Raw genomic sequence first — 12,774 nt, forward strand, 5'->3', positions numbered from 1 at the left:
AACAATGTGTGAAAATACAAATAGATTTGATAAAGAGGTTAAAATTTATAGTATGGCGATGGACCCAATTTATGTTGGAACAGGAGGATATACAATAGGGCGGGTTGATAATACAATTGTAAGGGATCCAATAAATAGACTTCCTAAAATTCTTGGTTCAAGTATAGCAGGGACTTGGAGGTATTATGTGGCCCTAAAAATCCATGAATTTTTTGAAGATGACAAGATGCGAATTAAAAAAAGTGAAAGAAGAGATAAGAAGTTAGAGGAAATTTTTATTCAAAATTCACCAAAATGGGTTGTGAAATTTGAAGGCAATAGGTATGCAGGAATAAAATGTGCAGGACATGATGACTTATCTACTGCTACTTTAGAGGAAAGCAGGGAAAAAGAAACTGGTCATTGTGGGCATTGCATAGTTTGCAAAGGCTTTGGATTTTCGAAAAAAGACATAAGTTGGCAAGGTATGATGTATTTTAGTGATTTAAACATTTTGTTTTTTCCCGTATTTACAAGATTAGGCACTAAATGGATTACTACAGAGGAAATATTGCAAAATACAGATTTATATAATGGTGAAGTAAAAGCTGATAACAATGGAAACAGTGAGTATATTTATGCGTTAAAAGAGATAGAAAAAGGAAGAGAAAGTGGTCATATAAATATTGGATGGCTTCATTTACCTTATAAAATAAAAAATATGTCAATAAATTTAGACAAAATTAAAATTGATAAATTTAAGTTAAATTATGAAGATATTATTATTGTATCAAAAGAAATATTTTCACAGATTGTAAACTCTAATCTTGAGGTTAGGACTTCTGTATCTATAGATCCGATAACAGGAGCGGCAAAGGAAGGAGCATTATTTACTTCAGAAGCAATTCCGCGGGGAACGATATTTTACGGTGATTTAAGAATATTTGATAAATCAACTTTTGAGGGGTTAGATAAAATAAAAGATTTACCTAATTATGATATGCTAAAAGATGCGCTAAATGATTCTAAGCACTTTTTTGAAACTTTAGGTATTGGTGGTATGACAACAAGGGGATTTGGCAGATTAAAAATTGACTTTGAGTAAGAAGATTGGAAGTTTAGAGGATTAACTTATATTGCATTGATTTGCAAAATAGAGGAGGGAATAATTAATGGAAAATGATAATTTAGAAAGTGCTATAAATCAAATTGCTTTTGAATTTGTTAATGAGAGGATTTTAGATACAAATGAAATAAATAAACTTTTAGGTGTTCTTTCTAATGATGGAGTTTATGCTATGTGGGTGTATGCATTAGATAAAATTGGCTGCAATTTTTCCTCTGATAAGAATAAATTGGAAGGTGTTCGTGTCTTTAAATTATTAAAAAAAATTGCTGAGTTAGATAAGTACGTAACGAACTCCTTAAATTATGAAAACTTGATTAAAGAGATTTCTGATTTAGGACAAGAAATTGATAAAATAAATTCAAATATAAAAAATAGTGAGGAGAGAAAGATAGAACATTTAAAGAAAGAAAAAAATAAAAAAGAAGAAGAAAGACGGGAAAAGCTAAATGAATATTTTATTAATTTAGCAAATAAATTAGAAACGCTTCTTTTCTTTAAAGACATTTTAGAAAAGACATTAATTTATGCACGTTACCATGCAAAGGCTATGGAGGAATAAAAATGAGGTGGTATAAACTAATTTTTAAGCAGAACCAGCCTATACATATTGGTTCAATTGAGTGGGGTGTTATAAACGAAACCGAGATTTTTATACCTGGTTGGACTATGTGGGGGGCTTTAACTAATCAGTATTTAAGGACAAGAGGATTTAACGAAATTGACAAAGCTAAAAGGATATTTGAACATATTACTAACTTTTATCCTGGTGTAAAATGCGAAAAAGATGAATGTTCAAATATCGATCCTTTATTTCCTAAATATAAAGAAGGAAATTTTTACATAGGAGATTATTTTGAGGAACAATTTAAATTTGAATTTGTGGATACTATTGTATCAACCGCAGTAGAACCACTATCAAGGAAAGCAAAAGATGAAAGTCTTCATGAATTTGAATTTGTATTGCCAATGTCAAAACAGAATAGAAGCGGTTCGAAACAGCTTTATTGGATAGGATTAATTGGGCTGGAAGATGGCGTAATTGAGAAGGTTAAAAACTTTTTTAAAACTTCTTTTAAGATATATATTGGTGGAGACGCTAAATATGGTTTTGGTGAATTGGAGCTAATTTACATTAATGAACTAAACGATGGAGAGAGAGACCTATACGAAGAACTTAAAAAATGGGGTTTGAATGAAAATGGTTATTTGTTTCTAGATGATAGCGGGGATAGTTTGATTTTAAAGCAGTTTTTTGAATTTTCACCCAAAGTAAAATTTGAAGGAGAAATCAAATTACTTGTAGAATCCGACTTTACTCAAAATATCCCTAGAGTTCTAAATGCAGGTTATTTTGTGAATATAGGCAGTGAAATGATTAAAGGTGATAAAAATTCAAAGAATAGTGAGGAACTAAAAAATTACCAACTTTTTAAAGGAAAATTAATAAAAATTGGATAGTTTTTGATGAAAACAATAGTAAGTTATTATTTTACATGGCTTTTATTAATGCTAACTAAACTTCTTCTTTTAAGGAAACGACTTTTGAGTTAGTAGGGAGTGAGGTGAAAAGTGGAATGAATGAAATTATTTATTACGGTGCATATGGTTCAAATTTACTAAAAAGAAAACATTAAGAATCTTTTATAGAAATGTTGGGATAAGGTATTCCCCCTTGCATATGGCACTTCGGGAAAACCCCATACAATCTTTTTTCAATATTAACTTTGAATACAACGGTAAATTCTTGAAAATTTCCATAAAGACAGAAAAAGATTCTTGATGTAGATAGGAGTAGAGTACGTTCATAATTATGAATGATACGCCTCTACTACCATAAATATGTACAAATTTTTTGTGTTCAGCTATATTGCGATAAATTGATTAAGTAGTTTTAGCGAATTATAACGAAATAATTATTAATTGGAATAAAAACACATTGCATAGCTTGCAGATGTGTTTTTTATAATATACTTTCATTTGTGCATTTAATGAATACAACGCTAAAATTTTATATCTATATCAGAAAGATCTTTACTGAGCTTATTCATTATATTTTTTAAATCACCATAAATTTTTTCAAATAGATCCACTATTTGTTCTAAACCATTTTTCTTTAAGTAAACTATGTATTCATCTAAGATTTCATCCGAAGCTAAGTCTTGTAATTTTACTTCTTTGTCTATTCCCTCTACTTTTGCAGGTAAGTTATTCAAAGTTCTTAAAATATTTACTTTCATTATTTGTTCAAATATTTCCATATTCCAATTATTAATAGGCAGACTTAAAAGTGACAGAACATTTTCAAAAGACATTTTTACTTTTTCGTCATCTGTACTTTCGGATTTTAATTCTAAGCTTGTGAGGATAGTCTTTAAAGCTTTTTCATAAATAATTAGCTCATTATAAAGCAAATCTTGTAATACATCATCAAATAATGAATCGGAAAATTCAGTAGGTGTCTTAAAGTCAAATAAAAATGACGATAAAATTCTATGATACAATTTAAGCAAAAACAGATATACTATGAAAAAAGGAATATCTATGTGCTCATCTAAAACATAAGCAAAATCATCTGTAATAGCATCAAACATTTTACTGCTTAGATATTCATTAAATGATGGATATTTCGAAGCTATATCAAAGATTTTATCCATAGTCTTATTACTATTTATAGCGTGTATTTCTTCCAAAGCTTTGGCTATCTCAATCATGGTGGCTCCTGTTACCATTTTTACCAATGTGTTATATTCATCTAATATAGATACCTTTATTAAAAGAAAAAGATCCTTTATTTCTTTTTCATTAAAATTAAAATTTTGCAACTCAAAAGCAATATTCAAAAAAATTTCTTCAACTAAATTTTCTTCTACAATCTCTTTTAAAAGATTATCTACATCTAATTCATTTCCTATTTCAGTATCCTTTAAAAAGTCACCAGGTACTCTTATCTTTTTTAATCTTTTATCTTGAGCCATATTTCTGGTCATTTTTCTAAGAAATTGTACGTAATCATCACTTGTATAATTGTCTTCTATTTCAAATGTCTCTAAAATTAATTTGACAATCTTATCAGTTTTAAAAGACTTATTCTTTTCAGATAAATTTGTTCCATATAGTATACTTACGATTTTAATAAATTCAAGATCATCTGAAAAAAGATTAACTTCATTAGACAAGGGATTTGTCAAATTTTTTTTGATTTCTTCGATATTATTCATACAACACTTTTTATATTTTTTTCCGCTTCCACAGATACAATCATCATTTCTGCTAATGTCAAATATTTTCATGTTTTAATATCCTCCCATTTTTTAGACTAGTTTAATTTTAAACAAATAACTTATAAATTTCAATTCCTCTTTTTAAAAAGTTACATATTTATAGGCACATTTTGGTTACAAAATTTACATCTTTTTAATATATTTGCAAATATGATTTTAATATGGTATAATTTAATTAATTTAATAATATGCTATAACGCTGAATTCGTATGAAGCGGGGAAACCAATTTTGGGGTGAATCCATTTTATATGGAAGGGTTATCTTTCGACCCTAACCCGTCAGCTAACCTCGTAAGCGTTGAAAGAGGAGGAAATAGCATGGATAGATTCGGTTTTACTGCCTTCTATTAGTAAACCGGGTTTCAGCTGTAGATTTTCTCTATGGCTTTTTTAATACCCAAAAATAGAAGGAGGTTTTTAAATGAGATTACCTATATTTTCTGTCATTGGAGCCGGCAACGGTGGGCAGGCTATGGCAGCACACCTTTCACTAATGGGGTTTACAGTCAATCTCTATAATAGAACTCGTGAAAAACTGATTCATATCTTGAATAATGGTGGTATATATCTTGAAGGAGCTGTTAGAGGGTTTGCTAGACTTAATATGATTACTGATAATATGGAAGATGCGATAAAAGATGCAGATGTAATTATGGTTACTGTTCCAGCATCAGGGCACAGCGATATAGCTTACGAAATGCTTCCGCATTTAAAAAATGGGCAAATAATAGTTTTAAATCCTGGAAGAACTTTTGGCGCAATTGAATTTTATAATATCGTCAAAAAGAGAAGAGATTTAGATGTAGTAATATCTGAGACGGATACTTTTATATATGCTTGTAGATCGAATGATGGGATGGCAAAGATCTTTAGAATAAAAGATGCTGTGTCATTGGCGTCTATACCTTCTTGGAAAACAGATTACGTCGTTGATTTGCTGAAATTAGCTTATTCACAGATAACATCTGCTGAAAATGTTTTAGAGACAAGTTTAAATAATATAGGTTCTATTTTTCATCCAGCGCCTACCCTTTTAAATTCTGCACGAATAGAGACTACAGAGGGAAATTTTCAATATTATTTAGAAGGTATATCTCCATCAGTTGCAAAGATATTGGAAAGGATGGATAGAGAAAGAGTTGCAGTAGCACATGCATTAGGTGTAAATGCAATTACAGCATTAGATTGGCTAAAAGATACGTATGGTGTTGCTTCAGACAACTTATATGATGCAATCCAAAATACAGATGCATATATGGGCTTACTAGCACCAAAGACATTAGACTGCAGATATATTTTTGAAGATGTCCCTATGAGCCTAGTCCCAATTTCTTCAATTGGAAGACAGTTGGGAATTTCGACATATACTATCGACTCTATAATTCATTTAGCATCATGTATACATGAAAAAAATTACTGGAAGATGGGACGGACTGTTGTAAAGCTAGGATTGGATGGCAAAAGTGCAGCAGAAATAAAAGAAATAGTAGAAGGTGTAAAGGAGGAGAGTACTGTCGCATGAAAAGATTAATTATAGCTGCTTCAATTGAGAATGATGTTCACGTTGCAGGCGTCTATAAATTTTTGCGGCTTGCAGAGGGTGAAGGATTTGATATTCAGTTTTTAGGTCCTGCAACACCAATTGATAAACTTATAGAAAGCATACGAGTAAGAAAACCTGACATAGTTGGAATAAGCTATAGACTGACTCCTGATTCACTTAAATCCATATTAGATGTTCTTAAAAACAGGATAAAAGAATACAATCTTAATGGCATTAGATGGATATTTGGTGGGACGGAACCAAATTGCATAGTTGCCAAAGAATCAGGTATTTTTGAGGAAGTTTTTGATGGCACTTCAGGTGATGAATTTACAATTTCGTATTTGAGAGGGCAAAAAGTCGCATCAAATAAAGTTGAGTATGGGCAGGATATAATTGAGAGGATTGAAGGAAATTATCCTTATCCTGTAATAAGACACCACTTTGGATTGCCTTCGTATACGGACACACTTGAAGGTGTAAAAAGGATTGCGGAAGAAAAAGTTCTCGATGTGATATCAATAGCCCCTGATCAAAATACACAAGAACATTTTTTTGATAAAAAGTACAATAAAGCACTTGATGGTGCAGGTGGAGTACCTATAAGGACTGAAGAAGAATTTAAAAAACTTTATGATGAGTCAAGGCGTGGAAATTATCCGCTGCTTAGATGTTACAGTGGAACGAATGATGTTTTTAAAATGGCTAACATGCTTAAAAACACGATAAACAATGCATGGGCTGCTATACCTCTTTGCTGGTACAATGTATTAGATGGCAGAGGCCCTAGACAGGTTGAAGAATCTATAAGAGAGAACCAAAAGCTGATGAAGTGGCATGCCGACAGAAATATACCTGTGGAAGTCAATGAGGCACATCACTGGGGGCTTAGAGATGCACATGATGCCATTTATGTGGCGGCAAGCTATCTTGCAGCGTACAATGCTAAGAAAATGGGTGTAAAAACCTATATAGCACAGTTTATGTTTAATGTTCCACCGGCTACATCCCCAAAAATGGATCTTGCTAAAATGCTGGCATCTATAGAACTTGTTGAAAGCCTTCAGGATGATAACTTTAGAGTGTTGAGACAGGCGAGGGCGGGGCTTGCAAGCATGCCGCAGGATCTTTTTGAGGCGAAAGGGCAGCTTGCTTCAAGCGCATATCTTTCCATGGCTATAAAACCTCATATATATCATGTTGTAGGTTTTTGTGAAGCACATCATGCTGCAACGCCAGATGATATAATAGAAAGTGTGAAGATTGTAAAAGCTGTAATAAAAAATACCTTATCTGGCATGTTTGATTTCACTCAAGATTTAGATGTTTTAAGGAGGAAAGAGGAACTAATAAATGATGCGATGGTAATAATCAATGCCATAAAGGATCTTAATACACTATGCAGTGATCCGCTGTCAGATCCACATACACTATCATTGGCGATAAAATTGGGCATATTGGATGCTCCGCATCTTAAAGGAAATAAAAGTGCAAGTGGTGCACTGCAGACGAAAGTTATAAATGGAGCATGCTACGCATTTGATTATGAAAATAACAGGATTATTAAGGAGGAAGAAAGGATCTATAATATAATACAAAACTACCAAAAGCTTATAATCGTGGCATAAAAATAGTTATTATCGGATGTATACGCAAAGTATATATCCGATTTTTTTGTGCCAATATATATAAATTTTTTTGCTAAAAAACATATTATAAGGAGAGGCAAATACAATAGGAGGTGATGAATAATTGTTAATAGTTGTAGATCCTGGCCATGGCGGTTCTGACAGTGGTGCTATAGGATATGGCTATTTTGAAAAAGATATAAACTTAAGCGTATCTCTTAAATTAAGGGACGTCTTAAAAGCAAACAGTGTAGATGTAATATTGACAAGAGATAAAGATATAACGTTGGGGCTTAGCGAGAGGTGTGATATTGCCAATAAAAACAATGCAGATTACTTTGTTTCAATCCACTGTAACAGTTTTAAAGATTCTTCTGCGAAAGGAACGGAGACTTATTCATATCCCGGAAGCACTTCTGGAGCAAAATTGGCAAAAGGTGTGCAGCAAGCTATTGTGACAAATTTAAAAACAGCAGATAGAGGTGTAAAAACGGCCAATTTCTACGTATTACATCATACGAGCATGCCCTCCATATTAGTTGAATTAGGGTTTATAACAAATAAGGATGATTTAGACCTTCTTTTGAATAAACAAAATCTGTACGCTGCATCTATTTCAAATGGAATATTAAATACTGTAGGTTTAAAGCAGACGAATGGTTCCAATGATATAGAAAAACTTCATCAAATGGGCATAATCTCTGATTACTACGATCCAGAAAGTTATGTAAAGTGGAAAGATATTGCAGGTGCATTATTAAAAATTATAGGGGGTTAAAGGAAATGAAAGATCTTATTATGACTATATTGACAGCAGGGCTGCAATTGGTGATACTTGCTACATTAGGCTATGTCATAAATTATTTGTATTCAAAGATAGGCACTGAAAAGACAAAAAGGTATTTCGAGTTAGCGAAAATGATTGTAAGGGGAGTAGAGCAGGAATTTGGTGCGGGAAATGGTGCTGATAAAAAAGCAGAAGCGGTAAACCTAATAAAGAAAATAGTGGGAAACAAGCTGACGGATGAAGAAATAGATAAATTAATTGAAGCTGCTGTGTTTGAGATGAACTACGTATTAAATCTAAAGGGGCTTAGCACCACAAGCAAAAAAGTTTAAAAAAATAACTGCTGCAAGCTATATTAGCGTAGTCTTGCAGCAGTTGTTTTTTACGCTTGTGTAATGACGCTGTCGTTTTTAACTTTGGATTTTTCATCTTTCGACTTTGCAAGTTTGATTTTAGGAAGAACTAAGTTTAGGATAATGCCTGCCAATGTTGCGGGGCCGACGCCTTCAAACACGAAATTTCCTGATCCTATTTTGATGCCGCCAACACCGAGAGTCAAAATGACTGATGCTATTATCAAATTTCTGCTGTCAGAAAAATCGACTTTATTCTCCACTAATGTCCTGATACCTGCGGCTGCAATCATTCCAAATAGGATTATGGTGACACCGCCCATTACAGCTTGCGGTATGACTTGTATAAGTGCGCCTATCTTCTGGATAAAACTTAGAAGTATCGCTATGACAGCGGCACCTTCTATGACTCTTGAGCTGTATACTTTTGTCATGGCTAATACGCCTATATTTTCTCCATACGTCGTACTTGGTGGACCGCCAAACAGTGCGGCTATTGACGTTGCTAAGCCATTTCCCAGCATCACTCTATGGAAACCTGGATCTTTTATCAAATCTTTATCGACTATATTTCCTATTACAAGGACGTGACCTAAATCTTCGATTATAGCGACTAATGCTAATGGTGCAATAAGTGTCACAGCACCCCATGCAAGCACAGGTGAATGACCGACAAGAAATGAGAATTTCGGTACAGCAATCCACGATGCTTTTAAGACCGGAGAAAAATCTACAAGACCTCTAAATATGGCGAAGATGTATCCGCCGATGGTTCCTAATAAGATTGGTATAACTTTCATGAATCCTTTTCCAAACATGCTGAAAATAATGACAAGTGCGGCTGTAACTAAAGCCGTAGGCAAATCTTTTTGTGCCTCTTGTATAGCTGTTGGTGCTAAGCTTAAACCTATAATCATTACAACTGGACCTACTACAACAGATGGAAGAATCCTTTCAATCCAGTCTATGCCGGTCAAACTTATTATTATGAAAACTGCCACGTACACAAGCCCTGCGGCTATCATGCCTGTGAAAGCTCCTCTTACGCCGTAAGCTTTTGTCGCTGCTATTATAGGGGCGATAAATGCGAATGATGAACCTAAGTATGCAGGAACTTTTCCTTTTGTCATTAAGTGAAATATTAATGTGCCAAGTCCTGATGTAAACAATGTTACGGCGGGGTCTAATCCTGTCAGAAGCGGTACAAGTATTGTTGCGCCAAACATTGCAAAAACATGCTGGAATGACAGTGGGACAGCTTCATTGATAGGCGGTACATCTTGTATACCGTAAAATTTGTTCTTCATGACGATTCCTCCTTTAATTTTTGGCATAAAAAAACCCTCTCAAGGAGGATAAACATATAGATATGCAGCAATATCGTTCCTCCTTTTTAGCCTCACTGGACTAATTTTAAAGGGTCTTATTAAACTACAAAAATTATAACATACAAAAATAAGATTGTCTATATGATATTTTAAAGTTGCAATTATGCTGTTAAAACAAAAGTGTATTAAACGTCTAAGGATTACAAGAATTTTTTATTGGAATGATTTGAAAAATATTTTAAAATAAAAATGTAAAGATTTTTGATTGGATGTGGATTTATGATAATTAAATTAAAAAATAAAAAGTTATTATATTTATTTATATTGATGAATATATTGATAATAATTTTATCATCAATAATAATTTCTAAATATTTCATCTACAAACATGAATTGGTTTATCTTTACTATTATGCAAATCTAATGGATGAAAATAGAGCAATTTTAGAAAATGTGAAATTTAAGGATTTTCATGATGAACAATTGATAGAAGATAGTTATAAAAATTTAGAACATTTTGTTCAATATAATAATTTATATATTTTAAAAGGTAAATTAAATAGTAAAAATGTTGGATATTTTGAATATGGTTTCCTTCATAACATAAAAGAAGCAACAGATAAAGTTATTAGTGATATACATAATAATAAAGTTAATGTACAGGATGAAAGTTATATAAAAGATATGTCAAATAAATATGATATTTTATTTAATGAATATCTTAAATTTATTAAGGAATCAAACTTTGTAAATTTGAAATATCCAAGACTTGAAAGTACATCAAGAATATACGAAGTTATGAATAATATTTCATCTAAGTTTATTAATGCCAAATAATTGCAGAAAGAGGCTCAGTCAAGCCTCTTTCTGAATCTTAATACGGCGATTAAGAGCAATGCAAATCCCATAGATGTCATAATTATGATTTGGTTTAATAATATGTTTGCGCTTATTCCTTTTATTATGATTCCCCTCAATATGTCGAGAAAATATGTGAGTGGAATGACATCACTTATAGCTCTTATGACAGAAGGCATTTGTTCTCTTGGAAATATGAAGCCCGATAAAATTATTGTAGGCAACAGTACCATAAAAGCTCCTTGCATTGCCTGCGTTTGAGTCTTTGCTGCTGTCGATATAAGCATACCTATAGCGAGAGCGCATATTATAAAATCAAAGCCTAAAAGAAGCAGTAAAGATATGCTGCCATTTACAGGAACGCGGAACCAATAAATGCTTAAGGCAAGAACCATCAGAAAATCAGTATATCCGATTAGAATATATGGTATCAATTTTCCTATCATAAGCTCTACTGACTTTATAGGCGTCACAATAAGCTGTTCCATTGTGCCTTTTTCTTTTTCCCTTACTAAGGCAAAAGCCGTCAATATTATCGTTATGTTCTGCATTACTAATCCTAAAAGTCCAGGTATTGTAAATGTCAATGTGTTTAAATCAGGGTTGTATTCGACTTTTGTACTTAAGTCTATGCCTATATTAGGTATGTGCATACCTTTCTTTGCTAATTCTTTCTCTGTATTTTTGTTTGAGAAGTATTGAGCAACCATTATACCGCTGGATAGTGCAGTCCTGGCTGTTGTAGGATCGGAACCGTCAATTTTAAGTAGTACGTTTGTCATCTTGTTTTTATATTGTGAGAAATCTGGCGGAATGATAAGTCCCGCCTTTACTTTTCCTGTATCTATCAGATTGTTGAGCTCATCAATATTATCTACGTAGTAATCAGGATTGAAGTACAGTGAATTTCTATATGCATTTATGAAATCTCGACTTTCCTGCGTCTTGCTTTGATCGAATACTGCCATTGGTATATGATCTACTTCTGTAGAGACGGCGTATCCGAAGAGAAAAAGCATAGCAAGAGGCATTACTATTGATATGACTAAACTTGGCTTATCTCTTTTTATCTGTATAAATTCTTTTTTTATTATGGCAAAAAGCCTTGAAATACTCATATCTACTATCCTTTCATTACAATTTGTCCATACCGCCATGCTCATTGACGTATTTTATAAAGACATCTTCGAGGTTGTTTGAATTGTTTTCTCTGATGATTTCTGAAGGTGTGCCAAACGTCAAAAGATGGCCGTTAAACATGAATGCGACAAAATCGCTTTCTTGAGCTTCTTCCATGTAGTGTGTTGTGACTAATACAGATAACCCCTCTGATGTAAGTTTTTTTATTGTGTTCCAGAAAAGTCTCCTTGAGACAGGGTCTACACCTGATGTTGGTTCATCAAGTATGATGAATTTGGGATTGTGCAAAAGGGCACATCCGAGGGCCAATCTTTGTTTCCAGCCGCCAGACAGTGTGCCGACTATCTGATTTTCGCGATTGTGTAATTCCATCATGTCAATTATGATTTTTTCTCTCTTGACTTTTTCTTTCTTGTCAAGTCCATATATGCTGGAGTAAAAGTCCATATTTTCCTTAACAGTCAAATCCTCATAAAGGCTGAATTTCTGTGACATGTATCCGATAGACTTCTTTATCTTTTCACTTTCCTTTACAATGTCGAAGCCCAGGACTGTGCCGTGACCAGATGTGGGTTTTATTATTCCGCATATCATTCGTATCGTTGTTGACTTTCCAGATCCATTAGGACCTAATAGAGCGAAGATTTTACCTGATGGAACTTTAATTGAAAGCTTATCCACGGCAGTGATGTTGCCAAAGCGCTTGGTCAAATCCTTTAATTCTATAACGTATTCCATTTTATCACCT

General features: G+C 33.0%; 12 protein-coding genes and 1 riboswitch. Of the genes, 8 read left to right on the forward strand and 4 right to left on the reverse strand.

Going from position 1 to position 12,774, the window contains the following annotated elements:
- Positions 1-4 precede the first annotated feature (4 nt).
- The 3 genes from J2Z80_RS07510 to J2Z80_RS07520 all read left to right on the forward strand — a co-directional run bounded on the left by J2Z80_RS07510 (position 5) and on the right by J2Z80_RS07520 (position 2,566).
- The gene (locus J2Z80_RS07510) at positions 5-1,084 is read left to right on the forward strand and encodes an RAMP superfamily CRISPR-associated protein (RefSeq protein ID WP_209453830.1); all 1,080 of its coding nucleotides are present in this window, start codon (positions 5-7) and stop codon (positions 1,082-1,084) included.
- A gap of 67 nt (positions 1,085-1,151) precedes the next feature.
- Complete coding sequence (locus J2Z80_RS07515; protein WP_209453831.1) at positions 1,152-1,667, forward strand: hypothetical protein; 516 nt, start codon at positions 1,152-1,154, stop codon at positions 1,665-1,667.
- Positions 1,668-1,669: 2 nt separating this feature from the next.
- Complete coding sequence (locus J2Z80_RS07520) at positions 1,670-2,566, forward strand: hypothetical protein (protein WP_209453832.1); 897 nt, start codon at positions 1,670-1,672, stop codon at positions 2,564-2,566.
- Between the two features lie 542 nt (positions 2,567-3,108).
- On the opposite strand, the gene J2Z80_RS07525 is transcribed toward J2Z80_RS07520, so the two are convergent.
- A complete protein-coding gene (locus J2Z80_RS07525; protein ID WP_209453833.1) occupies positions 3,109-4,398 on the reverse strand; it encodes an SEC-C domain-containing protein in 1,290 nt (429 codons plus the stop codon).
- Positions 4,399-4,576: 178 nt separating this feature from the next.
- A riboswitch (cyclic di-AMP (ydaO/yuaA leader) is annotated at positions 4,577-4,701 on the forward strand.
- 109 nt (positions 4,702-4,810) lie between these two features.
- On the opposite strand from J2Z80_RS07525, the gene J2Z80_RS07530 reads away from it, so the two are divergent.
- From J2Z80_RS07530 to J2Z80_RS07545, 4 genes are all read left to right on the forward strand, one after another.
- Positions 4,811-5,911 carry an NAD/NADP octopine/nopaline dehydrogenase family protein gene (locus J2Z80_RS07530; protein ID WP_209453834.1) on the forward strand — a complete coding sequence of 367 codons (1,101 nt, stop codon included), beginning with the start codon at positions 4,811-4,813 and terminating at the stop codon, positions 5,909-5,911.
- Complete coding sequence (locus tag J2Z80_RS07535) at positions 5,908-7,560, forward strand: cobalamin B12-binding domain-containing protein (RefSeq protein ID WP_209453835.1); 1,653 nt, start codon at positions 5,908-5,910, stop codon at positions 7,558-7,560. The genes J2Z80_RS07530 and J2Z80_RS07535 overlap by 4 nt, the downstream gene beginning before the upstream one ends.
- Positions 7,561-7,684: 124 nt before the next feature.
- A complete protein-coding gene (locus J2Z80_RS07540) occupies positions 7,685-8,338 on the forward strand; it encodes an N-acetylmuramoyl-L-alanine amidase family protein (RefSeq protein ID WP_209453836.1) in 654 nt (217 codons plus the stop codon).
- 5 nt (positions 8,339-8,343) lie between these two features.
- Positions 8,344-8,679 carry a phage holin gene (locus J2Z80_RS07545; protein ID WP_209453837.1) on the forward strand — a complete coding sequence of 112 codons (336 nt, stop codon included), beginning with the start codon at positions 8,344-8,346 and terminating at the stop codon, positions 8,677-8,679.
- Between the two features lie 50 nt (positions 8,680-8,729).
- Here J2Z80_RS07545 and J2Z80_RS07550 read toward each other — a convergent pair whose 3' ends face one another.
- A complete protein-coding gene (locus J2Z80_RS07550) occupies positions 8,730-10,007 on the reverse strand; it encodes a uracil-xanthine permease family protein (protein WP_209453838.1) in 1,278 nt (425 codons plus the stop codon).
- Between the two features lie 300 nt (positions 10,008-10,307).
- Between J2Z80_RS07550 and J2Z80_RS07555 the strand changes: the two genes are divergently transcribed.
- Positions 10,308-10,865, forward strand: coding sequence for a hypothetical protein (locus J2Z80_RS07555; RefSeq protein WP_209453839.1), 558 nt, complete (start codon positions 10,308-10,310; stop codon positions 10,863-10,865).
- Positions 10,866-10,879: 14 nt separating this feature from the next.
- On the opposite strand, the gene J2Z80_RS07560 is transcribed toward J2Z80_RS07555, so the two are convergent.
- Together J2Z80_RS07560 and J2Z80_RS07565 are read right to left on the reverse strand one after the other, a co-directional pair.
- Positions 10,880-12,043 (reverse strand): ABC transporter permease, encoded by a 1,164-nt coding sequence (locus J2Z80_RS07560; protein ID WP_432422709.1) that lies wholly within the window; start codon positions 12,041-12,043, stop codon positions 10,880-10,882.
- Positions 12,021-12,764 carry an ABC transporter ATP-binding protein gene (locus tag J2Z80_RS07565; RefSeq protein WP_209453840.1) on the reverse strand — a complete coding sequence of 248 codons (744 nt, stop codon included), beginning with the start codon at positions 12,762-12,764 and terminating at the stop codon, positions 12,021-12,023. The genes J2Z80_RS07560 and J2Z80_RS07565 overlap by 23 nt, the downstream gene beginning before the upstream one ends.
- Positions 12,765-12,774: the final 10 nt, after the last annotated feature.

It is taken from the genome of Thermoanaerobacterium butyriciformans (assembly GCF_017874545.1).
GTDB lineage: Bacteria > Bacillota > Thermoanaerobacteria > Thermoanaerobacterales > Thermoanaerobacteraceae > Thermoanaerobacterium > Thermoanaerobacterium butyriciformans.

Coding starts and splice junctions, on each gene's coding strand:
- J2Z80_RS07510 (WP_209453830.1), top strand. CDS start 5: ATGTGTGAAAATACAAATAGATTTGATAAAGAGGTTAAAATTTATAGT.
- J2Z80_RS07515 (WP_209453831.1), top strand. CDS start 1,152: ATGGAAAATGATAATTTAGAAAGTGCTATAAATCAAATTGCTTTTGAA.
- J2Z80_RS07520 (WP_209453832.1), top strand. CDS start 1,670: ATGAGGTGGTATAAACTAATTTTTAAGCAGAACCAGCCTATACATATT.
- J2Z80_RS07525 (WP_209453833.1), bottom strand. CDS start 4,398: ATGAAAATATTTGACATTAGCAGAAATGATGATTGTATCTGTGGAAGC.
- J2Z80_RS07530 (WP_209453834.1), top strand. CDS start 4,811: ATGAGATTACCTATATTTTCTGTCATTGGAGCCGGCAACGGTGGGCAG.
- J2Z80_RS07535 (WP_209453835.1), top strand. CDS start 5,908: ATGAAAAGATTAATTATAGCTGCTTCAATTGAGAATGATGTTCACGTT.
- J2Z80_RS07545 (WP_209453837.1), top strand. CDS start 8,344: ATGAAAGATCTTATTATGACTATATTGACAGCAGGGCTGCAATTGGTG.
- J2Z80_RS07550 (WP_209453838.1), bottom strand. CDS start 10,007: ATGAAGAACAAATTTTACGGTATACAAGATGTACCGCCTATCAATGAA.
- J2Z80_RS07555 (WP_209453839.1), top strand. CDS start 10,308: ATGATAATTAAATTAAAAAATAAAAAGTTATTATATTTATTTATATTG.
- J2Z80_RS07560 (WP_432422709.1), bottom strand. CDS start 12,043: ATGGCGGTATGGACAAATTGTAATGAAAGGATAGTAGATATGAGTATT.
- J2Z80_RS07565 (WP_209453840.1), bottom strand. CDS start 12,764: ATGGAATACGTTATAGAATTAAAGGATTTGACCAAGCGCTTTGGCAAC.